Below are 21,445 nucleotides of genomic sequence, written 5' to 3'. Positions count from 1 at the left end.
GGTGGGGCGCGCGCAAATGCTGGGGAACCCTCGATTTTACGGGCCTGCCTATTTTTCGACCACCCCACGCGCCACCCGGCCTTGGGGCATCAAGGACAATCGGCCGCCATGAGTCTTGCCTGCCGTCCCGGTTGCGCCGCCTGCTGCATCGCCCCGTCCATCACCAGCCCCCTGCCCGGCCTGCCCCAAGGCAAGCCGGCGGGTGTGCCCTGCCCGCACCTGGACGAGGACCTGCGCTGCCGCCTGTTCGGCCAACCCGAACGCCCGGCCGTCTGCAGTTCGCTCGCGCCCGAACCCGCCATGTGTGGTGACGACCGCTGGCAGGCCCTGCACTTTCTGCACACCCTCGAACACGCCACCCAACCTGGACCCCAACCCTCATGAAAACACTGGTTTTTGCCGGCAGCACCCGCCAACAGTCCTTCAACCGCCGCCTGGCCGCCGTGGCCGCCCAAGCCGCCCGTGATCTCGGCGCCGACGTCACCCTGCTGGAACTCGCCGACTTCGAGCTGCCGCTCTACAACGGCGACCTGGAAGCACAAGGCACCCCCGACAAGGTGCGGGAGCTGAAGGCCATCGTGCATGCCCACCCGGCCTGGATCATCTGCTCGCCCGAGTACAACGCCAGCTACACAGGCCTGCTCAAGAACACGCTGGACTGGCTGTCGCGCCCCATCGCGGGCGACGCCGACTGGGCCGTGGGCACCAAACCCTTCAACAACAAGGTGGTGGGCCTGCTGGCCGCTTCCAACGGTGCGCTGGGCGGCGTGCGTGGCCTGGGCCAGCTGGCGCCGCTGATGCGCCAGCTGCAATGCTGGGTGGCCCCCAAACAATTCGCCCTGGGGCAAGCCGCAACGGCCTTTGACGACAAAGGCCTGCTGCGTGACGCCACGCAACAGGCCAGTGTGGTGGGCGTGGTGGAGCAGGTGCTCCACACAGCCCGCAAGCTCAACGCCTGACTTACTGCTTGACCGCCTCGACCTGCACCACCAGGCGCACGTTCTTGGCAAAGCCCCAGTCCACGCCATAGTTCAGGCCGTGGGCGCTGCGGTCGATGGTCGCTTCAAAGTCGCCACCACACACCTCACGCTTGAGCATGGGGTTGTCGTAGCAGTTGAACTTGTTGGCTTTCAGGGTCACCGGCACGGTTTTGCCCAGCAGGGTGAAGTGGCCGCTGACCTCGCTCACCTTGTCGCCGTTGAAGGCGAACTTGTCGGACACAAAGCGCGCTTTCGGGTGCTTGGCCGCATCCAGCAAGTCAGCGCTCTGCAGGTGCTTGTCGAATGCTGCGGTGCCGGTGTTCACCGAGGCCACGTCGATGCTGATATCCACCTTGCCGGTCTTGGCCGCGCGGTCAAACTGCACCGTGCCTTCCTTCTTGTCGAAACGGCCGCGGTTGGTGGTGGTGCCAAAGTGGTCGATCTCGAAGGTCACGAAGGTGTGGGTCGGGTCGATGGCGTAGTCGGCGGCGTGGGCCACACCAGCGGACAGGGAGGCCACAGCGGCCAGGGCAATGAGGGTGTTGCGCATGAAAAACTCCTGAGGGTTGGAACAGAAAAACTTAAAACTTGCCCATGCCGCTGAGCGCGAGCTTGAACTTGACTTGCACGTCGTCGGCCACCATGGCCGTGTCGGCCCACTCGTTTTCGCCGATCTTGAAGGCCAGGCGCTTGAGCGGCAGGGTGCCCGTGGCGGTGGTGACAGTGCCGCTTTGGCTCAATGCCACCGGCACCACCACGTGGCGGGCGGTGCCTTTGATAGTCAGCTGACCAGCCACCTCAAATTTGCCACCGCCCAACGCCTTGACGCCGCTCGACTGGAACGTGGCCTGGGGGAATTTGGGCACGTTGAACCAGGGCGCCTTGGGCAATTCGGCATCGGTCTCGCGCGAGCCCAGCGTGGCGCTGCCCACGTCCACCGTGAAGGCGATCTTGCTGGTTTGCGGCTTGGCCACATCAAAGCTGATCTGGGCGTCGAACTTGCGGAACTTGCCTTCCAGCGGCACGCCCATCTGGCGCGCCACAAAGGCGATCTCGCTTTGTTCGGGCAGCAGTTTTTGTTGTGCCAGCGCAGGCAGGGACATCAAGGCCAAAGCGGCCACAGAAAACGAAATGCGAGCAAAAGACATGGGGTTCTCCGAAAAAGTCAGGCGCGTTCGGGCAACATGCGGCTCAACAAGCCGTCGCGGTCCAGCCATTGGTGCTTGAGCGCGGCGCCGATGTGCATCAACACCAGAGCGGCCATGGCAAAGGCGCTGAACTTGTGCAGCGGCTTGAGCACTTCGGCCAACGATTCGCTCACCGGCACAAAGTCAGGCAACTGCACCGCGCCGAACCACACGATGGGAAAACCGGCGGCCGAGCTGTACGCCCAGCCCAGCAGCGGCACGGCAAAAAACAGCAGGTACAGCGCGTGGTGGGTGGCGTGGTGGGCCACACGCTGCCAGGCAGGCATGCGGCCGGCCACGGCCTCGGGCAGCTCCGGCGGGCGGTGCGTGAGGCGCCAGGCCAGGCGCAGCGCAGACAGCAGCAAAATGCTCACACCCGCCCACTTGTGCCAGTTGTAGAGCTTGAGGCGCTGCGGCGAAAACGGCAGGTCGGCCATGTACAGGCCCATGCCAAACATGGCGATCAAGGCAAGGCCCAGCACCCAGTGCAGCAGCACGGCAACTCGGCTATAACGGGCAATCGGTTGAATGTCTGACATGGGCAACTCCCTCCAATCGTTGCTGCGGCGCAGCACAGTGGGGCGAGTCTAGAGATTCCATCGTCAAAGCTTTTCAATTGCCTTGTCGTTTTCATTCAAATTTTTTGAGGAACTTTGTCCCTCGAACATGACCACCTTGATCGCGACCTACCCCGCTCTGACTGCGCTGGCCGACACCTTGCGCGGCCTGCCACTGCACGAGGTGCCGGCCGGCACCACCCTGTTCCGTGAACACGAGGCCTGTGCCGGTTTTCCCTTGCTGCTGCAAGGCGAGGTGCGCGTGTCGCGCAACACCTCGCAGGGCCGGACCCTGGAGCTGTACCGCGTCGTGCCCGGTGAGTTGTGCTTGGTGTCCTCCTCGGCCTTGTTCGCACAAACGGCGCTGTCGGCGCAGGGCGTCACCACACGTGACACCCAACTGGCCCTGCTGCCCCCCGCAGCCTTCCGCCACGCCCTGGCCGACACGGCGTTCCGCGACTTCGTACTCGGCCTGTTTGCCGAACGCATGGCCGACCTCACCGCCTTGATCGAGGCAGTCGCTTTTCAGCGGCTGGACCAACGCCTGGCCGCCGCCCTGCTCGGCCACGGCAGCCCCATCAAAACCACCCACCAAGCCCTGGCCGACGAACTGGGCACCGTGCGTGAAATCGTCACCCGCTTGCTGCACCGCTTTGAGCGCGAAGGCTGGCTGGCGCTGTCGCGCGAGAGCATCGACGTACGCGACCCCACCGCCCTGCGGGCCTTGGCCAACGGCACCGCCAGCACTGCGTGACCTCGGTCACAGACAGACCGCAACGCCACGCGCACACTCGCCCCATTGTTCAACCACGGAGCGACTCACATGACCAAAAACGTTGGCGGCATCGACCGCACCCTGCGCATCGTCATCGGCCTGGCCCTCATCGCCGCCGCCGCCACCGGCACGGTGGGCCTGTGGGGCTACATCGGCCTGGTGCCGCTGGCCACCGGCCTCATGGGCTGGTGCCCGCCCTATGCGATGTTTGGCTTCAACACATGTTCTGTGAAGAAGGCCGACTGAACGCCTGCGCTGTCCTGGCAGCGACAGCGCGCGTGTAACTGGCTGGCGCACCATCGGCGTTTTTGACAACGCCCGGTGGTCGCCATGCACATCCCCTCATTGAAAGAACAGGTCAGCGCTGAAGAATGGGCGCTGCGTTGCGATCTGGCGGCCTGCTACCGCCTGGTGGCCGCCTACGGCTGGAGCGACCTGGTCTTCACCCACATCAGCGCCAAGCTGCCCGACAGCGTCACCGGCGGCGAGCACCAGTTCCTCATCAACCCCTACGGGCTGATGTTCGACGAGATCACAGCCAGCAGCCTGGTCAAGGTGGACATGGCCTGCAACAAGCTGCACGACTCCCCTTTCCCGGTCAACCCGGCCGGCTTCGTGATCCACAGCGCGGTGCACGAGGCCCGGCCTGAAGCGGTCTGTGTGCTGCACACCCACACCCGCGCTGGCGTGGGCGTGAGCGCGCAGAAGCACGGCATCCTGCCGCTGAGCCAGCAGTCCACCTTTGTGCTGGCCTCGCTGGCCTACCACGACTACGAAGGCGTGGCCTTCCGCCCCGACGAGAAACCGCGGCTGCAGGCCGACCTGGGGCAAGCCAACCACCTCGTCTTGCGCAACCATGGACTGCTGACCGTGGGCCGCAGCATCGCCGACGCCTTTTTGTCCATGTACATCCTGGAGAACACCTGCCGCATCCAGATCGATGCGCTGGCCGGTGGCAGCGAACTGGTGCACGTCGATCCCCGCATCATCAGCGACATGGGCGCGGTCATGAAAACCGCCACCGCCGGCCAGGGCGCGAACCTGGCCTGGCCGGCGCTGCTGCGCAAGCTGGAGCGGCTGGACCCGGGCTACAAGACGTGAGCCTGGATTCAGACCACAATTTTGGTCATAATTGCCGCATGGAACACCTTCTGGCCAGCGCCTCCGTCAGCATCAGCGAACTGAAAAAGAACCCCAGCGCCGTGATCGAAGCGGCCATGGGACAACCGGTGGCCGTGCTCAACCACAACAAGCCGGCCGCCTACCTGGTGCCGGTGGCGTCCTTTGAAGCCATGATGGAACACATCGACGATCAGGCCCTGGCCGAAATCGTCAAGTCGCGCCAAGACGAAGCCAGCGTGGCCGTGCGTCTGGACGATTTGTGACTGCTGTGTACGCGCTGGCCTTCAAGACCAGCGCGCTCAAGGAATGGCAGCGGCTGGACAAAGCCGTGCAGACCCAGTTCAAGAAGACGCTGGCCGAGCGCCTGCAGCAACCCCATGTGCCATCGGCCAAGCTGGCGGGTCTGCCCAACGCTTACAAAATCAAGCTGCGCGCCACGGGCTTTCGCCTCGTCTACGAGGTGAACGACCACACCGTCACGGTCACCGTGGTCGCCGTGGGCAAGCGGGAAGACAACGCCGTCTACCGCACCGCCCACACACGCCTGCGCTGAGACGCCCAGACTACAGCGGCGCCACCACCTCGTATCGGCTCTGTACAAACCCAAAAGGGTAGGCCTTTGTCGCCACGTGGGTCAGAGCCACATCGCGACCGGCATCCCCAAACAGGGGGCGGCCACGCCCCAACAACGTGGGTATGACGGTGATGGTCAGATCGCTCACACAACCCGCCGCCAGAAAGGCCTGAAACGTGAGGCCGCCGTCCACATACAGCCGCGTCCAGCCCAGAGCAGTTGCCTGGTCACACACCTCGGCCGGCGTGGCGCTGAGCAGCCTCACCGAAGGTGGCAGGCCCGTTGGCAAGGTCTGCAGCGTTCTGCTGAGCGCCCACACCGGTTTGTCGGCATAGGGCCACTCGGGAAAACCCAACACCTTCGCAAAGGTGTGTCGGCCCATCACCAGCGCATCCACCGACGCCATGAACGCGCCGTAGCCACAATCCTCGCCCGGTGGCACCCCAGCGTTGGCCTGGTCCAACCAATCCAGGCCCCCATCCTCGCGGGCAATAAAACCGTCGAGGCTGGTGGCAATGAATACAGAACAGTGAACCGCCACGCGTGGCTCAGCTCAGCACCACGCTGCTCAGGCGCCGGCGGTAGGTGGCCACGGTGGGGTCTTCGGGCGGGATCTGGCCTTCGGCCACCTTGGGCTTGGGCACGTCGATGATTTCCAGGATCGCCACGTAGGTCTTGCGCGCCAGGTCGCTGTTCCAGGCCTTGTCGCGCATCAGGATTTCGAGCAACTCGTCCATCGCGGCCGTCCAGCGCTGGGCGGCCATGTGGTGCTGGGCCAATTCATAACGGGCGTCAAAATCGCGTTTGTTGGCGGCGATGCGCGCGGCCAGCGCGGCGTCGGCCGGCTCGTAGGCGTTCTCCACCACGTCCAACGCGTTCATCCAGTGTTGCAGGGCTTCCAGCTTGCGCACCGCCATGGCCTTGGCGATCACGGGCGCGAAGGCCACCTTGGCGTCGTCGGTGCGGCCGGCCAGCAGCAGGGCCTTGATGAAATCGAAGCGCGCGTTGTCGTCGTCGGGCTTGTCGGCCACGGCCTGGGCCAGCGCGGCGATGGCGTCGTCGCTGCCGGGCGCGGCCACGGGCTCGGGCGCTGCGGCTTCTTCCACAACTTCGGGCGGCAGCTCGTCAGCGGGCGGCAAATGCTTGTCCAGGAAGGCCTTGACCTGGCTTTCGGGGAGCGCGCCCATGAAACCGTCCACAGGCTGGCCGCCCATCAACAACACACAGGTGGGGATGCTGCGGATGCCGAAAGCGCCCGCCAGTTGCTGCTCGTCATCGGAGTTGATCTTGACCAGCTTGAAGCGGCCGGCGTAGGCGGCTTCCACCTTTTCAAGGATGGGGCCGAGCGATTTGCAGGGCCCGCACCAGGGCGCCCAGAAATCGACCAGCACCGGCGTGGTCATGGAGGCCTCGATGACCTCGGCTTCAAAGTTTTGGATGGTGACGTCGATCATGGGCTATGGGCCTGCAAGCGGTGGGAATGCGGCCCATGTGGGGCCGAACCGTAAAATCCCAACTTTAACGGAGCAAGCATGGCGGACGTTCAAGTCGGGGTGGTGATGGGTTCCAGCAGCGACTGGGACACCATGCAACACGCGGTTCAGATTCTGGAGCAGTTTGGTGTGGCCTTTGAGGCCCGTGTGGTCTCGGCCCACCGCATGCCCGACGACATGTTCGCCTACGCCGAGGCCGCCACCGCGCGCGGGCTCACAGCCATCATCGCCGGTGCCGGCGGCGCCGCCCACCTGCCCGGCATGCTGGCGGCCAAAACCCCGGTGCCCGTGCTGGGCGTGCCCGTGGCCAGCAAACACCTGCAAGGCGTGGATTCGCTGCACAGCATCGTGCAAATGCCCAAGGGCGTGCCGGTGGCCACGTTTGCCATTGGTGCGGCCGGCGCGGCCAACGCCGCCCTGTTTGCGGTGGCCATGCTGGCCAACGGCAACCCCGCCCTGCGCGAGCAACTCATCGCCTTCCGCGCGGCACAAACCGAAGCCGCACGCGGCATGACACTCCCCCCGGCCGCCTGAACACCATGACCCTCAAGACCCTGCTCCCCGGCACCACGGGCGCCACTGGCCAGCAACTGACGCTGGGCGTGATGGGCGGCGGCCAGCTGGGCCGCATGTTCGTGCACGCCGCCCAGGCCATGGGCTACTTCACGGCGGTGCTCGACCCCGATCCCGCCAGTCCGGCTGGGCGCGTGGCGCACTGGCACATCCAGACCGGCTACAAGGACGAACAAGGCCTGGCGCAGTTGATGCAACGCTGCGACGCCATCACCACCGAATTCGAAAACGTGCCCGCGCCCGCGCTCATCACCCTGGGCGCCCACCGCCCGGTGGCCCCCGGCGCCCACGCCGTGGCCGTGGCGCAAGACCGCATCCAGGAAAAGGCCCACTTCGTGGCCAGCTTGCCCACCAGCGGCATCGGCCCGGCGCCTTACGCCGCCATCGAATCCGAGGCCTTGCTGGCCGCCGTGCCGGCCGACCTGCTGCCCGGCATCCTCAAGACCGCACGCCTAGGTTACGACGGCAAAGGCCAGATCCGCGTGAAAGACCGCGCCGAGCTGGCCACCGCCTGGGACCAGCTCAAACGCGTGCCCTGCGTGCTGGAAAAAATGCTGCCGCTCAAGGTCGAGTGTTCGGTGATCGTCGCGCGCGGTGCCAACGGCCAGGCGGTGAGCTACCCGGTGCAGCGCAACACCCACATCGACGGCATCCTGGCCGTGACCGAGGTGTATGAAGGCGCCCTGCCCGCCGCCCTCTGCGAGAAGGCCCGCGCCGCCACCATCGCCATCGCCCACCAGCTTCAGTACGTGGGCGTGTTGTGTGTGGAGTACTTCGTCATCGACGACGGCAGCGCCGACGGCGCCCTGGTGGTCAACGAAATGGCCCCGCGCCCGCACAACAGCGGCCACTACACACAAAACGCCTGCGACGTGTCGCAGTTCGAGCAACAGGTGCGCGCCATGGCCGGCCTGCCGCTGCGCGAGGTGCGCCAGCACAGCCCGGCCATCATGCTCAACATCCTGGGCGACCTGTGGTTCCCCGAGGGCGCCGACAAGACCGCGCGCTCGCCCGCCTGGGACCGCGTGCTGGCCTTGCCCGGCACCCACCTGCACCTCTACGGCAAGCTCGACGCCCGCCCTGGCCGCAAGATGGGCCACCTCAACATCACTGGCGCCACCGTGGCCGAGGTGAAAGCCACCGCCACTCAAGCAGCGGCGATGTTGGGCCTGCCCGCCCTGCCATGAGCACCCCGCTGGACGGCAGACAAGCCAGCGCCATCGCGCAGGCGGCGCAGGCCCTGGCCGATGGCCGCCTGCTCGGCCTGCCCACCGAAACCGTGTATGGCCTCGGCGCCGACGCCGACAACGCCAGCGCGGTGGCGCGCATCTTCAGCGCCAAAGGCCGCCCCAGCAACCACCCGCTGATCGTGCACGTGGCCGGTGCCACCGAGGCCGAATGGTGGCCAGCGGTGCAACACTACGCCACCGACGTGCCCGACTTCGCGCTGCGCCTCATGCGCGCCTTCTGGCCCGGCCCGCTCACCCTCATCCTGCCGCGACGTGAGGTGGTGGGGGCCGTGGCCGCCGGCGGGCAAAACTCCATCGGCCTGCGTTGCCCCTCGCACCCCGTGGCCCAGGCCGTGCTGCACGCCGCGCGGCCCCTCGGCGTGTGGGGCGTGGCCGCGCCCAGCGCCAACCGCTTCGGCCGGGTCAGCCCCACCACGGCGGCACACGTGGTGTCCGAGTTCGAGGGCGTGCTGAGCGACGCCGAACTGTGTGTGCTCGACGGCGGCCCCTGCGACGTGGGCATCGAATCCACCATCGTGGATGCCAGCCGGGGCCACCCCGTGCTGCTGCGCCCTGGCATGCTCACAGCCGCACACATCGAAGCCGTGTGTGGCCAGCCCCTGCGGGCCCGCGACGAACAAGCGCCCCGCGCTTCAGGCACCCTGGAATCCCACTACGCACCCCAGGCCAAGGTGCGGTTGATGGACGCCCAGCAGATCCAGAGCGCGTTGGACGTGCTCGGTGCCGACGCCCGCCACATCGCCGTCTACACCCGCAGTCGGGTGAACAGTGCCAGCAAACACCTGGTGCAACGCGCCATGCCCGACGACGCCGCTGCCTGCGCGCAGGAGCTGTTCGCCGTGCTGCGCGCTTTCGACGACGCCGGCGTCAAACTGATCTGGATCGAAACGCCCCCACCCGCGCCCGAATGGGACGGCGTGCGCGACCGCCTGCAACGCGCGGCAGCCTGATCAGGCGCCCGAGCGCTTGCCCCCAAAACGCAACCGCATCACCAGAATCGCCAAGGCCAGCGACAAGGTGACCGAGTTGGCTGCGATCAAAGGCCAGGCGCCCAGGGCAAAACCGTACACCAGCCACAAGGCCACGCCCAGGGTGAAGGCGCTGTACATGCCGAGCGAAATGCCGCCGACATCGCGCGTTTTGAACGTGAGCCAGGCCTGGGGCACAAAACTCAGGGTGGTGAGCGCGGCGGCGAGAAAACCGACCCATTCAATGAAGGCTGAGGACATCGCGGTGGATGGCGTTGCGGCGGTCAAATGTGGAGCGCCACTATACAAAACCGCCGCGCGCGACCAACACACACGACCGTCATGCGGGTGCGGTGGCGGCGCCCAGCGCCAAGGCCTCGAACGCGGGAGCGGCGCAGGCTTTGCCATACAAATAGCCCTGGTAGCGGTGGCAACCCAACGAGGCCAACATGCTGCTTTGAGCCTCGGTTTCCACGCCTTCGGCGATCACCTCCAGCTCCAGGCTGTGGCCCAGCGAGATGACCATGCGCGCAATCGCCTTGTCGCTGGGGTCGATCAGGATGTCGCGCACAAAGCTGCTGTCGATCTTGAGCTGGTCCAGCGGCAAACGCTTGAGGTAGCTCAGCGATGAGAAGCCGGTGCCAAAGTCGTCCAGCGCAAAACGGATGCCATCGAGCTGCAGCGCCACCATCTTGTCGGCAATGCCCTGGATGTCGGAGATCAGCACACTTTCGGTCAGCTCCAGTTTCAGGCGCCGGGGCTCGATGCCGTGCCGCCGCACCACGGTGCGCACCTGCTGCACAAAGTCCTCTTGCTGGATCTGCCGCGCGCTGATGTTGACCGCCACCGTGATGCGCTGCAGTTGGGGGTTTGCGGCCCAGGTGGCCAGTTGCCGGCACGCCTCGTCCAGCACCCAGGCGCCCAGCGGCAGGATCAGCCCGGACTCTTCGGCGATGGGAATGAACTCGGCTGGCGAGACGCGCCCACGCGCGGGATGTGACCAACGCACCAGCGCCTCGGCGCCCACGGTGTCGCCACGCCCGTTCACCTGCGCCTGGTAGTGCAGCTCCAGTTGGTGGTGTTCGATGGCGCTGCGCAGGTCGTGCTCCAACGCAGCGCGGCGCGCCACCTCGGCGTCCATGGCCGGGTCAAAAAAGCGCAGGCCGTTGCGCCCGTTGCCTTTGGCCTGGTACATGGCCAGGTCGGCCTGGCGCAGCACCTCCTCCGCCGTGTGGTGGTGGTCCATGAAGAGGGTGATGCCTATGCTGGGCGAACTGCGGCACTCCAGGCCTTTGATGTGGTAGGGCTCGCCAATGGTGGCCAGCAGTTTTTCGCCCACCAGGCGGGCGTGGTCGGCGGAGGTGTCGGCGCGGTCGGTGAGCGCGTCCAGCATCACCACAAACTCGTCGCCACCCAGGCGTGCCACCGTGTCGTTCTCGCGCACCTGGGCGGTGATGCGCTGGGCGACTTGCTGCAGCAGCAGGTCGCCGTAGTCGTGGCCCAGGGTGTCGTTGACGTTCTTGAAGCGGTCCAGATCGATGAACAACAGCGCGCCATACTGCCCCGACCGGTTGCTGCTGGCCAGCGCGTGGCCCAGGCGGTCCATCAGCATGCGGCGGTTGGCCAGGCCGGTGAGCGCATCAAAATAGGCCAACACCTTGATCTTGTCCTCGGCCTCCTTGCGGAAGGTGATGTCGGAGAGTGTGGACACGTAGTTGTCCAGGTGGCCGTCGGCATCGCGCACGGCGGTGATGGTCAGCCACTGCGGGTAGATCTGCCCGTTTTTGCGCCGGTTCCACACCTCGCCCTGCCACGCGTTGGTTTCGGTCAGGCTCTGGTACATGGCGGTGTAGAAGTCCTGCGTGTGGTGCCCCGAACTCAGCAGGCGCGGCGTCTGGCCCACGGCCTCGTCGGCGCTGTAGCCGGTGATGCGGGTGAAGGCTTTGTTGACCCGCAGAATCACATGCTGCGCGTCGGTGACCATCATGCCTTCCTGCGCTTCAAAGGCCGCCGCCGCCACCCGCATGTACTGCTCGGCCCGGCGTTGTTCGGTGGTGTCGTGCACCGTGGCCACCAGGCCCGCCACCTCGTCGTCGGGGCCTCGGTACAGGCGGGCGCTGAACAAGGTGTGCTTGACCTCGCCGGCCGCCAGCCGCATGTCCAAGGGCTGGCGGTGCACACTGCCGTGGTGAAACACCGCCGCCACCGTGAGCCGGGCGGCTTCTGGCAACACACACCAAGCCGCATACGCCTGCCCGATCAAGGCCTCCTTGGGCTGGCCCACAAAGCTCTCGAAGGCCTGGTTGCCATCGGTGATCAGCCCCTCACGGTCCAACACCACCAGCGGGTCCAGGCTGCCTTCGATCAGACCGCGCGCATAGCGCAAGGCCTGGGTCGCCTGCGCCTCGGCACGGCGGCGCTCATCCACCTCGCGCTGCAAGGCGGCATTGATGTCCTTGCGGGCGCTGATGTCGGCCCGGAGCCGGCGCTCGTTGCGCACGTTGACCCACACCACCACCGCTGCCAGACCCAACGCACACGCCGCCAGCGCAAACAACACCGACCCATACCGCAACAGGTGGCGGGTGTCGTTGAGTGTGGCGGTGCCCACAATCACGTAAAACGGCAGGCCGCTCACGCGCCGGTAGGCGTTGCTGCGCTCGATGCCGTCCAGCGCCGTGGCGGCGATGTATTCGCCCGCCTGCGGGTGGGCCCCGATGGCAGCCGCCAGTTCCCTGGACACGTTGCGGCTGCCGACCGCACCCTGGGTGTCCGGAAAACGGTGCACCAACGCCAGATCGGTGGTGCGCACCGTGGCCGCGCCCTGCGGGCCGAGCACCGGCGCCGACAGGATGCGCTCGAAAAAGGCGGTGCGGAAGTTGGCGTACACCACGCCGGCAAAACGCCCCTCCTTGTCCAGCAGCGGGCGGGCCAGCACCACAATCCACTGCGTGTGCTGGCGCCCCAGCAAAGGCCCATCCACCACGCGGCCCTGGCCGGGGTTGTCGCGCAGCCGGGTGAAAAAGCCACGGTCGGCGTAGCTCATGCGCTGGGCCGGCAACTCGTCGCTGCCGTAGCGCAGCACCCCGTTGCGGTCCAGGATGCGGATGGCAAACACCTCAGGCACATGCGCCGCCAGCAGCCGCAGCTGTGCGTTCACGTCGGACGGGGGCAGCGCCGTGGGCACACCCCCCGGACCGCGCCGCAGGTACAGCTGTTCGGTGCTCAGCAACACGCTGTCCACCTTGTCAAAGGCCGAGGCGATGGATTGGTCCAGCAGGGCCGCGATGTTTTGGGTGCTGGTGCTGGCACGCTCGCGCAACCGCTGCTGGTCGCGGTAGAGCGTGAAGCCGGCCAGGCCCAACACCACGGCGGCAACGGTCAACAAAAAGGCAGCTCGGTGAAGCCAATGGCTTCGGTGCGGCTGCCGCGCAGGCGGCTGGTCGCTCATGGGTAGGTTCGTGGGGATGCGGGATTGTCCCCGTGCCCCCACCGCACCCCTTGACCTAGGTCAAGCAATGTCAAGAAGGCGACGCATCACCCAACAAAGCCCGGTGCACAGCGGCCCAGCTGGCGCGGTCCGGCGCACACAGCAGGCCGCCGGTGGTGTGGGTGGGCCGGTACGGCGAACCATCAAAATGGGCGCTGTAGCCACCCGCCTCCTGGTGCAGCAGCCAACCGGCCGCGTGGTCCCACGGCATCAGCTTGTTGTAGAACAGCACGTCCACGTGGCCGGCGGCGGCCAGCCGGTATTCGTGGGCGGCACAGCGGAACCAGTTGGTGGTGGCCAGGCTGGACAGGCGTGCGTTGACCTGGGTGCGCAAGGGCTCCGGCACAAAGTTGGTGCTGACGATGCCGTGCATCTGCTTCACGGCTTGGGGGGCCGCCACGCGCAAGGGCGTGCGCTGCCCGTCGGGCGCCAGCAACCACGCGCCCTGGCCACGCAAGGCACAGGCGGTGGTCTGGCCCACCGGGTCGTGGATCACGCCAGCCACCACCTCGCCGCGCTGCACCACCGCCACCATCACGCCGAACAGCGGCAGGCCCGAGGCAAAGTTTTTGGTGCCGTCCAGTGGGTCCACCACGAACACCAGCGCGCTGCTGCCCAGCAGGTCCAGCAAGGCGGGGTCGCGCCCGGTGGCCTCCTCGCCCACCACGTCGGCCCCCGGGAAGGCCGCGCGCAAGCCGGCGGCAATCGCGCGTTCGGCCGCCTCGTCCGCCTCGGTCACCACGTCGAAGGCCGACGTCTTTTCGTGGATCTGGTCGCGCTGGAGGCGACCGAAGCGGCGCATTATCTCGGTCGCAGCCACCTCACGCAGCAAAGTGGCCACGGTAGCGAGTTGGGAAGCGTCAAAAAGGGGCGTCATGGCGAGGCAGCGAAGCGGCACACCATGATGCCGCAAGTTCACGGCGCGGAGGTCGCGAGATCAGTGTTCGAACACGATGCGCCCGCGTTGCACCTGGCCGTTCTCGAGGGCGGCATGGGCGGCAGCCGCTTCCGACAAGGGCACGCTGTGCGACACCAAAGGCCGGTAGAAACCCTCGCGCGCCGCGTGGGCCACGCCCCGGAGCGCCTCGGGCGCGTCGCTGACCACCGCTCGCACCACTTTCACGCCATGGGCTGCACCCCGGTCCTCAAAGGGCGCCGCGACCAGGTACACGATGGACCCCCCCGGGCGAAGCAGCGGGTAGGAACGGGCGTGGGTGTGGCCGCCCACGAAGTCGAACACCACATCGAGGCCACGCAGGTGGCCAAAGTCCTCGCGGTCGTAGGCGATCACCGCGTCGGCACCCTGGGCCAGGGTGTGGTCGAGGTGGTCGTGGCGACAGGTGGCCACGGTGTGCACCCCCAGGGCTCGCGCATGCTGCAGCACCAAGGCGCCCACAGCACCAGAGCCACCATGCACCAGCACCCGCATGCCCGGCTGCAGCGCGGCCGTGGTCACGGCGGCCCAGGCGCTCACGCCTGGCTGCAGCAAGGCCGCGCTTTGCGCCAGGGTCAGCGCTTCGGGGCGAGGCACCACGCGGGCCGCATCGCAGACGATGTGGCTGGCCGAGGTGCCGTCGTCCAACGGCGCCGCCAGCACACATACCGCGTCGCCCACCCGCCAGCCGAACACACCAGCGCCAATGGCCTCGACCACGCCCACCCCATCGCGACCCGGGATCTTGGGCAAGCTGAGCGCAAAGTGGCCGCGCAATGCGCCCGCGCGCAGCTTGACGTCGATTTGCGCCAGCGCCGACGCCAGCAAGCGCACGCGCAACTGGCCGGCAGCGGGTTCGGGTGTGTCGCGCTCGCCCACGCGCAACACGCTGGGCGGGCCGTAATCCTCGTACCAGACGGCCCGCATGGCGCTCACGCCGTGGCAGGCAACTGCAGCGCGCTCCAACGCTGGCTCAGCGCCTTGCCTTCGGCGTCGCGCAGGGCCGCTTCGCGCAACGAGGCCAGGGCGGCCGCAGCGCCTTCGCGGCCACGCAGCAGCTGTGCGGCTTGCATCAAGCGATCAAAACGGCTGCTGCCGCGCGCGTGGGTGTCGCTGTAGCCTTTGACGAGGCGGCGGCAGCGCAGCAACTCGGTGGCCAGGGCCAGGTCTTGCGGTGCGATGGCCAAGGCCGCGTCCAGCCATTGCTGGATGTGTTGCATCTCTTCGGCGTGGCGCAGGTTGCCCCGGCGCAAGCGGCGCAGGCCGGCCACCAAACGCAACTGCACGTGGCCGCGCAGGCTGAAGGCGCGGATGCGCCGGCCCTTGTCGAAGCGGGCCGCCAGCCAGCCGCTGAGACCCGCATGGGCCTGCACCCTGCGCGCCAGGCCCACGGGCAGCAGGCCCAGGATCTCAGGCAAACGAGGGTGGAAAAACTCCTCGGTGCCCACCACCTCGTCGGCACCTGCACCCACCTCGCGGCGCACGCGGGCCCAGCGTTCGGGCCGGGTCTTGAGGTCGGCCACGCGGATCACGTCGTCGTAGCTCATGGCCACCGCGATCCAGTGCGCGGCCTCGGCCACGGTGGTGGCATCGCCAAAGCGCACAAAGGCAGCCACGCGGTCCAGGTACTCCTGGCCATAGGCCACATCCTGATAATCCAGCACACGTGCCAGGCCTTCGCCCAGCATGTTCCAGGCGGGCGCAGGGAAGTCGGCGCGGATGCGATCGAGCAAGGGCTGCACGGCCGGGGCGGCGGCCCGATCGGGCAAGGCGCGGGCCGTGGTTTCCATGCCCGAGGCGGCCACCTTGGGCTGGGCGATGGGCTGGCGGGCCAGGTCGGCGGCAGCGCGCATGGCGGCCAGGCTGGTCTTGACCCCCACACCGTTGCGCTCCACCACGCCCTCAAAGGCGGATTGCGGGAAGGGCAGCGCACCGCTGCCGGCCAAGGCGCCAAACAGGCTGGCAGAGATGACGCTGCCATTCTTCACCGCCAGCGCCTGCATGTCGTCCAACACCAGCTGGCGGGCGTTGTCCTTGAGGAGCTGCGCCACCGGTTCGCTGTCGGCCAGGCCGTTACCGGGCGTGGTCTTTTCCAACACCGAATAGATGCGGTGGCTGCTGGCGATCAGGGTGGTGCGGTCGGGCGTGACCAGGCCACGCTGCACCGCGCGGCCGGCCTCCATCAGCTCGGCCGCAATGACCACGTCCACGTCGCCGGGCACGGCCATGAGGGCCAGCACCGGCTGGGCATCGGGGCGGGGTCTGTCCTGCTTGGACACCAGCTCGACGTAATAGATGGTGGCGCCGGTGCGTTGGGCGACGCCGGCCACCGAGGTGGCCTGGGCGGTCCAGCCCTCGTGTTCGGCCATGCCCACAATCCAGTCGACCAGCACGCCGCCGCCCTGCCCACCCAGGGCCAGGATGGCGATGTTGATAGAACGGGCTTTGCTCAGGCTCATGACAGGTTTTCCAGGGGGAACAGGGCGCGCTGAGCGCGGGCAGCGTGGGTGCGGCGGTGCCAACAGCCCAGCACCTTGTGGCGCAGGCCGTTCAACCAGCGGTCACCCCCGCTGGCGTTGTGCACCCGTTCGACCTTGTAGAACGACGGGCACAACACGGCCGAATCGGCCACCTCGCCGCAGTGGCCACAGGCCACGCAGGCTTCGTCCACGTGGGCCACCGGATCGGGCTTGAGGGCGTCACCACTGGGCGCCAGCGTGAGGCTGGGGCAGCCGGAGACGCGCATGCAGGCGTGGTCGCCCGAGCAGACGGCGGCGTCGACGCCAAAGCGCTCCTTCACCACCCGCTCGCCACCCTTGATGGCAGCGGCCACCTTGGGTTTCTCGCGGCGCTGGCGGTTGAGCATGCACTCGCTCTGCGCAATGATGACCTTGGGGCCGTCGTACTCGGTGGTCATGGCCTCGCTGATCGCATCACGCATGGCGTTCACGTCGTAGGTACGCGAGACAAAACGCACCCATTCCACGCCCACACCGCGCACCGCGTTCTCGATCGGGTGGCGGGTGCTGCGGTGCTCGTTGTCGGCGCGCGAGGACAGGATGTCCTGCCCGCCGGTGGCCGCCGAGTAGTTGTTGTCGATGATCAGGAACACGTTGTCGTGTTTGTTGAACACCGCGTTGCCGATGCCGGTGGCCAGGCCGTTGTGCCAGAAGCCGCCGTCGCCCATCATGGCAATCGCCCGCTTGGACGAGCCAAACAGCTTGCCGGCATTGAACGCCGAAGCGCTGGACGCGCCGAGGCCATAGCCCATGGTCGTCGCACCCATGTCAAAAGGCGCCTGGCTGGAGAACAGGTGGCAGCCGATGTCGGACGAAATGTGATGCTGGCCGTGCTCCTGCATGGCGAGCTTCAGCGACGAAAAGATGGGGCGCTCAGGGCAACCCACACACAGCCCAGGCGGGCGAGGCGGCAGCTGGATGTCGTTGCCGCTGCTGGGGATCACCGGTGCAGGCTTGGGAGAGGCCACGGGCACCGTCGGCATGCCCAGCGACACCGGCTTGGCGAACGCAGCCGGGTGGTGCTTCTCGACAAAACCACGGATGCCGCTGCGCAGCGCGGCCACGGTGTAGTCGCCGCCCATGGGCAGCAGGTCCTTGCCGTGGATGGCGGTGCCCACGCCATGGCGGCGCAGGATGGTGTTGAGGTGCTGCTCGTGGTAGTCCGGCTGGCCTTCCTCCACCACCAGCACGGCCTTCTTGCCCTGGCAGAAACGCAGCACCTCCTCTTCCACCAGCGGATAGGCCACGTTGAGCACGTACATCGGCAGGCGTGTCTCGCCCCACAGGTCACCGAGTTCGAGCAATTGCAGCGCGCGCTGCACGTTGTTGGTCAGGCCCCCCAGGGTGATGATGCCAAGGTGCTCGATGTCGCCATCGATGAATTCATTGAGCTGGTGTTCCTGGATGTACTTGACGGCCGCAGGCCAGCGGTTCTCGATCTTTTCCTTCTCGTGCAGGAAAGAGGCGGGCGGCAACACGATGCGGTTGACGTCGCGCACCGGTGCTTCCAGCGCCTCGTTGAGCGTGAACTTGGGGCGCTGGTTTTCTTTGGTGATGAAGCTGCCGTGCAGGTGGCAAGAACGGATGCGCAGCTGCAGCATCACCGGCGTGTTGGAGGCCTCGGACAGCGCGAAGCCATCGTGCACCGCCTTGACGATGGAGGGCAGGTGTGGGCGCGGATCAAGCAGCCACATTTGCGACTTCATGGCGAAGGCGTGGGTGCGCTCCTGCATGATGCTGGAGCCCTCGCCGTAGTCCTCGCCCACGATGATGAGCGAGCCGCCGGTGACGCCGCCCGAGGCCAGGTTGGCCAGCGCGTCCGAGGCCACGTTGGTGCCCACGGTGGACTTCCAGGTCACGGCCCCGCGCACTGGGTAACTCACCGACGCCGACAGCGCCGAGGCGGCCGCCGCCTCACTGGCGGCGGGCTCGAAATACACGCCGAGCTTTTCCAGAATGGGCTGGGCGTCGGCCAGCACGTCCATCAGGTGCGAGATGGGCGAGCCCTGGTAGCCCGTCACATAGCCCACGCCACATTCGAGCAAGGCCTTGGTCACGGCCAGGATGCCCTCGCCATGGAATTCGGTGCCGGCCGGCACCTCCAACTGCCGCACCTCGGCGGCAAACGAACGTTCTGCCATGTCGCTTCCTTGGGTGTGTTGAGGCGAGCGAGCGTCAGTCGACCTTGATGCCGCGCGACTTGACCACCGGGCCAAACAACGCGACCTCGGTCCGCACCAGCGCGGTGACGTCGGCCGGGCTCATGGGCACCGCGTCGGCGCCCAGGTCGGCAAACCGAGCCTTGATCGCCGGCAGCGCCAACAGGCGGTTGATCTCGCGGTTCATGCGAAGCACGTTGGCCTCGGGCATGCCGGCGGGGGCGTAGACCGCGAACGGGGCTTCCACATAGACCTTGCCAAAACCTTCTTCCTCCACCGTCGGCGCGCTTGGGAAATTCGGTGTGCGCTGGCGGCTGGACACCGCCAGCAGCTTGAGCTTGCCGGCCTTCACACTCTGGAACACCGTGCCCGGCGCAAAGGCGTAATCGATCTGGCCGGCCATCACGTCCTGGATCGCCGGGGCCGCACCCCGGTAGGGGATGTGGGTAGAGAAGATGCCGGTGGTCTGCTTGAACAGCTCGCCGGCGATGTGTGGCGTGGTGCCGTTGCCGGCCGAACCGTAGCTCAGCTTGCCCGGATTCGCCTTGGCATAGGCCACGAATTCCTTGAGGTTGTTGGCCGCCAGCGTGGGGCGGGTGATGAGGAACAGCTGGGTGTTGGCCAACAGTGCCACGTGTTGCAAGTCCTTGACCGGGTCGAAACCCATGCTCGGGAACATCAGCGGGTTCACCGATTCGATAGTGGTGACGTTGACCATGAAGGTGTGGCCGTCACCGCCGTTGCGCACGGTTTCCATGGCGGCCACGTTGCCGCTGGCACCGCCCCGGTTGTCGATCACCACCGGCTGGCCCAGGGCCTCGGTGAGTTGTGGCTGGAGCACGCGCGCCAACACGTCCGCCAGGCCACCCGCCGGAAACGCCACCACCAGCCGCACGGGTTTGGACGGCCAGGCGGCCGGCTGGGCATGGGCCCCGGTGGCCAACAGGCCCAAGGCGATGGAGGCCAGGGTGCGGCGGGTCAGGTGGGTGAACGGAAATTTCATGGTAGGCAGACAACAGAGGGTGAAACGGGACAACGACGGAAAGGATCAGGCAGCGACCAAGGCCAACACACGCAACGGGCTGCCCGAGCCGCCCTCGATCTTGAGCGGCGCGGCCAGGATGACGGCGCCGGTGGGCGGCAACTGGTCCAGGTTCTTCAAGCACTGCAGGCCGTACTTGTTGGCCCCGTGCATCAGGGTGTGGCAGGGGTAGGCCACCGGCCACGCGTAGGACTGACCGGCGTCGGTGTTGATGGTCTCCACACCAAAGCCCAGCACCTTGCGTTCGTTGATGAGCCACTCCACCGCCGCTTGTGTGGGGCCGGGCGTGTGGGCGCCGTCGTCCTTCATGTTGACGAAACTGGCCGGGTCGCTGATGCGCTTGCTCCAATCGGTGCGAAACAGCAGCCAGGCGCCGGCGGGGATGGTGCCGTGTTTCGCTTCCCAGGCCTGCAGGAATTCCACGGTGAGCAGCCAGTCGGCGTTGGCAGCCACTTCCGCGCTGGCGTCCACCACCACGGCGGGGGCCACAAACTTGGCCGGGTCAATGGTGTCCACCGTGTTCTGGGCGTGGTCCTTGCCGGTGACCCAGTGGGCCGGCGCGTCAAAGTGGGTGCCCGTGTGTTCGCCACACGAAAAGTTGTTCCAGTACCAGCCCGGACCCGCCTCGTCGTACTGCGAGATGCGCTCCTTCTTGAAAGCCCACACCTGGCCAAATTGCGGCGGCAGCTGCAGCGGCGGGAAAGACTCGGAGAGGGTCTGGGTGAGGTCGATCACGCGCAGCTTGCCGGTGGCGATGTCCTGCGCAAAGTCGGTCAAAGAAGCGGTCATGGTCATCCTTTCATGGCACAAAGTCGGTAGCTTGTGATGGTGCCGACGGGAACCGTGATGCGCTATCCCGAAACGGCGCGGCGCTGTCCGTTTTCCGCCGACTTCCGTGGGATGGCGTGGGCTCAGGCAGGCAAGCCCACCAGGAAGCCACCCACCACATCGGCGAACTGCTGTGGCATCTGTTCGGGCAGCGGCACCATGCCGCCCCCGATGTCCACACGCTGTGCGTGAGGTATGGCCTGGGCCAGGCGCGGCACGGCGGGGTAGGCGTGTGGATCGGCTGTGGCACCGATCAACAGCGTGGGGCAACGCACCAGGCCAATGCGGTCTTCCATGCGATAGCGGTTGACCGTGAGATGCCCTTGCGCCGCGCGGCCATCGGCACGCAGCGCGTCGGCCACAAAGCGTTCAAGCAGCGCCACATCGCCCTCCGGATAGAACGCTTGCCGGCCCCGCCACAGGTCCAGCAGGTGCCCCCCGTCGGCGCGGTGCGTCACCCCGTCCACCACCGCGTGTTGCCCGTGGCGCGCGCGACGCTCGGCGTCCACGTACGGGCACGACGACAACACCAGGGCACGCACACGCGTCGGTGAAGCAGCGGCCATTTCCATCGCGATCACCGCGCCCGTGTGGTGGCCCACCACCACAAACGCCGCGAATCCCAGGGCGTCCATCAGCGCCAACGCGGTGGCGGCCCAACGCGCGATGCTGGGGTCGCCATCGGCGAACGGCGGCGTGTCGCCGTAACCCACCGTGTCCATGGCGATGACGTCAAAGCCGCGCCCCAACAGCGGCAACACGTGTTCGTACTCGCGCCAGGAGCGGGGCGTTTGGTGCAGCAGCAACAAGGGCTGGCCTTGCCCACAACGGGCCACGTGCACCGGGCCCAACGCGGTCGTGATCGTGTGTTGTTTGATCGGGTTCATGACTGTGTTTTTTCCAACGTTTTTTGCACCGTGTCGAGACATCTTCGCACCGAAGCGGTGATTTCGTGCACCGAATCCGCGCTAGGGAAAACCATGAAAATGAATTG

24 protein-coding genes are annotated in these 21,445 nt (G+C 66.9%); 10 read left to right on the top strand and 14 right to left on the bottom strand.

Going from position 1 to position 21,445, the window contains the following annotated elements:
- The first annotated feature begins 108 nt into the window (after positions 1-108).
- Both ACFQU0_RS00340 and ACFQU0_RS00335 read left to right on the top strand, forming a co-directional pair.
- Positions 109-384, top strand: a complete 276-nt coding sequence (locus ACFQU0_RS00340; RefSeq protein WP_382197695.1) for a YkgJ family cysteine cluster protein — start codon at positions 109-111, stop codon at positions 382-384.
- The gene (locus ACFQU0_RS00335) at positions 381-959 is read left to right on the top strand and encodes an NADPH-dependent FMN reductase (RefSeq protein WP_382197692.1); all 579 of its coding nucleotides are present in this window, start codon (positions 381-383) and stop codon (positions 957-959) included. Before ACFQU0_RS00340 ends, ACFQU0_RS00335 begins: the two co-directional genes overlap by 4 nt.
- 1 nt (position 960) lies before the next feature.
- On the opposite strand, the gene ACFQU0_RS00330 is transcribed toward ACFQU0_RS00335, so the two are convergent.
- Genes ACFQU0_RS00330 through ACFQU0_RS00320 form a run of 3 tightly spaced genes read right to left on the bottom strand, consistent with a single transcriptional unit; the run spans position 961 to position 2,706 of the window.
- Positions 961-1,530: a YceI family protein gene (locus ACFQU0_RS00330; protein WP_382197689.1), complete on the bottom strand. Its 570-nt coding sequence runs from the start codon at positions 1,528-1,530 to the stop codon at positions 961-963.
- Between the two features lie 31 nt (positions 1,531-1,561).
- The gene (locus tag ACFQU0_RS00325; RefSeq protein ID WP_382197686.1) at positions 1,562-2,128 is read right to left on the bottom strand and encodes a YceI family protein; all 567 of its coding nucleotides are present in this window, start codon (positions 2,126-2,128) and stop codon (positions 1,562-1,564) included.
- A gap of 17 nt (positions 2,129-2,145) precedes the next feature.
- Entirely contained in the window at positions 2,146-2,706 is a 561-nt protein-coding gene (locus ACFQU0_RS00320; protein WP_382197683.1) for a cytochrome b, read from the bottom strand.
- A gap of 127 nt (positions 2,707-2,833) precedes the next feature.
- Between ACFQU0_RS00320 and ACFQU0_RS00315 the strand changes: the two genes are divergently transcribed.
- The 5 genes from ACFQU0_RS00315 (at position 2,834) to ACFQU0_RS00295 (ending at position 5,174) form a co-directional block, all read left to right on the top strand.
- Positions 2,834-3,478 (top strand): Crp/Fnr family transcriptional regulator, encoded by a 645-nt coding sequence (locus ACFQU0_RS00315; RefSeq protein ID WP_382197680.1) that lies wholly within the window; start codon positions 2,834-2,836, stop codon positions 3,476-3,478.
- A 69-nt stretch (positions 3,479-3,547) separates the two neighbouring features.
- On the top strand, positions 3,548-3,745 hold the full coding sequence (locus ACFQU0_RS00310) for a YgaP family membrane protein (protein WP_382197678.1): 198 nt from the start codon (positions 3,548-3,550) through the stop codon (positions 3,743-3,745).
- 84 nt (positions 3,746-3,829) lie between these two features.
- Complete coding sequence (locus ACFQU0_RS00305) at positions 3,830-4,600, top strand: class II aldolase/adducin family protein (protein WP_382197675.1); 771 nt, start codon at positions 3,830-3,832, stop codon at positions 4,598-4,600.
- Between the two features lie 38 nt (positions 4,601-4,638).
- Entirely contained in the window at positions 4,639-4,884 is a 246-nt protein-coding gene (locus ACFQU0_RS00300) for a type II toxin-antitoxin system Phd/YefM family antitoxin (protein WP_382197672.1), read from the top strand.
- Positions 4,881-5,174 carry a type II toxin-antitoxin system RelE family toxin gene (locus tag ACFQU0_RS00295; RefSeq protein ID WP_382197669.1) on the top strand — a complete coding sequence of 98 codons (294 nt, stop codon included), beginning with the start codon at positions 4,881-4,883 and terminating at the stop codon, positions 5,172-5,174. The genes ACFQU0_RS00300 and ACFQU0_RS00295 overlap by 4 nt, the downstream gene beginning before the upstream one ends.
- A gap of 10 nt (positions 5,175-5,184) precedes the next feature.
- Here ACFQU0_RS00295 and ACFQU0_RS00290 read toward each other — a convergent pair whose 3' ends face one another.
- Both ACFQU0_RS00290 and trxA read right to left on the bottom strand, forming a co-directional pair.
- Positions 5,185-5,736: a dihydrofolate reductase family protein gene (locus ACFQU0_RS00290; RefSeq protein ID WP_382197666.1), complete on the bottom strand. Its 552-nt coding sequence runs from the start codon at positions 5,734-5,736 to the stop codon at positions 5,185-5,187.
- A gap of 7 nt (positions 5,737-5,743) precedes the next feature.
- Positions 5,744-6,649: a thioredoxin gene (gene trxA, locus ACFQU0_RS00285; RefSeq protein ID WP_382197663.1), complete on the bottom strand. Its 906-nt coding sequence runs from the start codon at positions 6,647-6,649 to the stop codon at positions 5,744-5,746.
- 78 nt (positions 6,650-6,727) lie between these two features.
- Here trxA and purE point away from each other — a divergent pair, with 78 nt between their 5' ends.
- The 3 genes from purE to ACFQU0_RS00270 are packed head-to-tail and all read left to right on the top strand — an operon-like array spanning position 6,728 to position 9,461.
- Complete coding sequence (gene purE, locus ACFQU0_RS00280) at positions 6,728-7,222, top strand: 5-(carboxyamino)imidazole ribonucleotide mutase (RefSeq protein ID WP_382197660.1); 495 nt, start codon at positions 6,728-6,730, stop codon at positions 7,220-7,222.
- Between the two features lie 5 nt (positions 7,223-7,227).
- Complete coding sequence (locus tag ACFQU0_RS00275; RefSeq protein WP_382197657.1) at positions 7,228-8,448, top strand: 5-(carboxyamino)imidazole ribonucleotide synthase; 1,221 nt, start codon at positions 7,228-7,230, stop codon at positions 8,446-8,448.
- Positions 8,445-9,461 carry an L-threonylcarbamoyladenylate synthase gene (locus ACFQU0_RS00270; RefSeq protein WP_382197653.1) on the top strand — a complete coding sequence of 339 codons (1,017 nt, stop codon included), beginning with the start codon at positions 8,445-8,447 and terminating at the stop codon, positions 9,459-9,461. The genes ACFQU0_RS00275 and ACFQU0_RS00270 overlap by 4 nt, the downstream gene beginning before the upstream one ends.
- Here the strand turns inward: ACFQU0_RS00270 and ACFQU0_RS00265 are convergent, their stop codons facing one another.
- The 9 genes from ACFQU0_RS00265 to ACFQU0_RS00225 all read right to left on the bottom strand — a co-directional run bounded on the left by ACFQU0_RS00265 (position 9,462) and on the right by ACFQU0_RS00225 (position 21,338).
- Entirely contained in the window at positions 9,462-9,740 is a 279-nt protein-coding gene (locus ACFQU0_RS00265) for a SemiSWEET transporter (RefSeq protein WP_382197647.1), read from the bottom strand.
- Between the two features lie 79 nt (positions 9,741-9,819).
- Positions 9,820-12,867, bottom strand: a complete 3,048-nt coding sequence (locus ACFQU0_RS00260; protein WP_382197644.1) for a bifunctional diguanylate cyclase/phosphodiesterase — start codon at positions 12,865-12,867, stop codon at positions 9,820-9,822.
- Between the two features lie 133 nt (positions 12,868-13,000).
- Positions 13,001-13,846, bottom strand: coding sequence for an inositol monophosphatase family protein (locus ACFQU0_RS00255; RefSeq protein ID WP_382197641.1), 846 nt, complete (start codon positions 13,844-13,846; stop codon positions 13,001-13,003).
- Between the two features lie 60 nt (positions 13,847-13,906).
- Complete coding sequence (locus tag ACFQU0_RS00250) at positions 13,907-14,830, bottom strand: NADP-dependent oxidoreductase (protein ID WP_382197836.1); 924 nt, start codon at positions 14,828-14,830, stop codon at positions 13,907-13,909.
- Positions 14,831-14,835: 5 nt separating this feature from the next.
- On the bottom strand, positions 14,836-16,362 hold the full coding sequence (locus ACFQU0_RS00245) for an indolepyruvate oxidoreductase subunit beta family protein (RefSeq protein WP_382197638.1): 1,527 nt from the start codon (positions 16,360-16,362) through the stop codon (positions 14,836-14,838).
- Positions 16,359-18,563: a thiamine pyrophosphate-dependent enzyme gene (locus ACFQU0_RS00240; RefSeq protein ID WP_382197635.1), complete on the bottom strand. Its 2,205-nt coding sequence runs from the start codon at positions 18,561-18,563 to the stop codon at positions 16,359-16,361. Before ACFQU0_RS00240 ends, ACFQU0_RS00245 begins: the two co-directional genes overlap by 4 nt.
- A gap of 34 nt (positions 18,564-18,597) precedes the next feature.
- Positions 18,598-19,584, bottom strand: coding sequence for a Bug family tripartite tricarboxylate transporter substrate binding protein (locus tag ACFQU0_RS00235; RefSeq protein ID WP_382197633.1), 987 nt, complete (start codon positions 19,582-19,584; stop codon positions 18,598-18,600).
- Positions 19,585-19,629: 45 nt separating this feature from the next.
- Positions 19,630-20,412 carry a cyclase family protein gene (locus ACFQU0_RS00230; protein ID WP_382197630.1) on the bottom strand — a complete coding sequence of 261 codons (783 nt, stop codon included), beginning with the start codon at positions 20,410-20,412 and terminating at the stop codon, positions 19,630-19,632.
- A gap of 122 nt (positions 20,413-20,534) precedes the next feature.
- Complete coding sequence (locus ACFQU0_RS00225; protein WP_382197627.1) at positions 20,535-21,338, bottom strand: alpha/beta fold hydrolase; 804 nt, start codon at positions 21,336-21,338, stop codon at positions 20,535-20,537.
- Between the last annotated feature and the right edge of the window lie 107 nt (positions 21,339-21,445).

The sequence above is a fragment of the Hydrogenophaga defluvii genome (genome assembly GCF_042665235.1).
Classification (GTDB): Bacteria; Pseudomonadota; Gammaproteobacteria; order Burkholderiales; family Burkholderiaceae_C; genus Hydrogenophaga; species Hydrogenophaga defluvii_A.
This window is presented reverse-complemented; position numbering and strand designations above follow the sequence as displayed.

What these genes read in the sequence shown, in the direction of transcription:
- trxA (WP_382197663.1), bottom strand. Translation starts at nt 6,649, where the DNA reads ATGATCGACGTCACCATCCAAAACTTTGAAGCCGAGGTCATCGAGGCC.
- ACFQU0_RS00315 (WP_382197680.1), top strand. Translation starts at nt 2,834, where the DNA reads ATGACCACCTTGATCGCGACCTACCCCGCTCTGACTGCGCTGGCCGAC.
- ACFQU0_RS00325 (WP_382197686.1), bottom strand. Translation starts at nt 2,128, where the DNA reads ATGTCTTTTGCTCGCATTTCGTTTTCTGTGGCCGCTTTGGCCTTGATG.
- ACFQU0_RS00310 (WP_382197678.1), top strand. Translation starts at nt 3,548, where the DNA reads ATGACCAAAAACGTTGGCGGCATCGACCGCACCCTGCGCATCGTCATC.
- purE (WP_382197660.1), top strand. Translation starts at nt 6,728, where the DNA reads ATGGCGGACGTTCAAGTCGGGGTGGTGATGGGTTCCAGCAGCGACTGG.
- ACFQU0_RS00235 (WP_382197633.1), bottom strand. Translation starts at nt 19,584, where the DNA reads ATGAAATTTCCGTTCACCCACCTGACCCGCCGCACCCTGGCCTCCATC.
- ACFQU0_RS00320 (WP_382197683.1), bottom strand. Translation starts at nt 2,706, where the DNA reads ATGTCAGACATTCAACCGATTGCCCGTTATAGCCGAGTTGCCGTGCTG.
- ACFQU0_RS00240 (WP_382197635.1), bottom strand. Translation starts at nt 18,563, where the DNA reads ATGGCAGAACGTTCGTTTGCCGCCGAGGTGCGGCAGTTGGAGGTGCCG.
- ACFQU0_RS00225 (WP_382197627.1), bottom strand. Translation starts at nt 21,338, where the DNA reads ATGAACCCGATCAAACAACACACGATCACGACCGCGTTGGGCCCGGTG.
- ACFQU0_RS00305 (WP_382197675.1), top strand. Translation starts at nt 3,830, where the DNA reads ATGCACATCCCCTCATTGAAAGAACAGGTCAGCGCTGAAGAATGGGCG.
- ACFQU0_RS00340 (WP_382197695.1), top strand. Translation starts at nt 109, where the DNA reads ATGAGTCTTGCCTGCCGTCCCGGTTGCGCCGCCTGCTGCATCGCCCCG.
- ACFQU0_RS00245 (WP_382197638.1), bottom strand. Translation starts at nt 16,362, where the DNA reads ATGAGCCTGAGCAAAGCCCGTTCTATCAACATCGCCATCCTGGCCCTG.
- ACFQU0_RS00335 (WP_382197692.1), top strand. Translation starts at nt 381, where the DNA reads ATGAAAACACTGGTTTTTGCCGGCAGCACCCGCCAACAGTCCTTCAAC.
- ACFQU0_RS00230 (WP_382197630.1), bottom strand. Translation starts at nt 20,412, where the DNA reads ATGACCGCTTCTTTGACCGACTTTGCGCAGGACATCGCCACCGGCAAG.
- ACFQU0_RS00255 (WP_382197641.1), bottom strand. Translation starts at nt 13,846, where the DNA reads ATGACGCCCCTTTTTGACGCTTCCCAACTCGCTACCGTGGCCACTTTG.
- ACFQU0_RS00250 (WP_382197836.1), bottom strand. Translation starts at nt 14,830, where the DNA reads ATGCGGGCCGTCTGGTACGAGGATTACGGCCCGCCCAGCGTGTTGCGC.
- ACFQU0_RS00275 (WP_382197657.1), top strand. Translation starts at nt 7,228, where the DNA reads ATGACCCTCAAGACCCTGCTCCCCGGCACCACGGGCGCCACTGGCCAG.
- ACFQU0_RS00265 (WP_382197647.1), bottom strand. Translation starts at nt 9,740, where the DNA reads ATGTCCTCAGCCTTCATTGAATGGGTCGGTTTTCTCGCCGCCGCGCTC.
- ACFQU0_RS00300 (WP_382197672.1), top strand. Translation starts at nt 4,639, where the DNA reads ATGGAACACCTTCTGGCCAGCGCCTCCGTCAGCATCAGCGAACTGAAA.
- ACFQU0_RS00270 (WP_382197653.1), top strand. Translation starts at nt 8,445, where the DNA reads ATGAGCACCCCGCTGGACGGCAGACAAGCCAGCGCCATCGCGCAGGCG.
- ACFQU0_RS00330 (WP_382197689.1), bottom strand. Translation starts at nt 1,530, where the DNA reads ATGCGCAACACCCTCATTGCCCTGGCCGCTGTGGCCTCCCTGTCCGCT.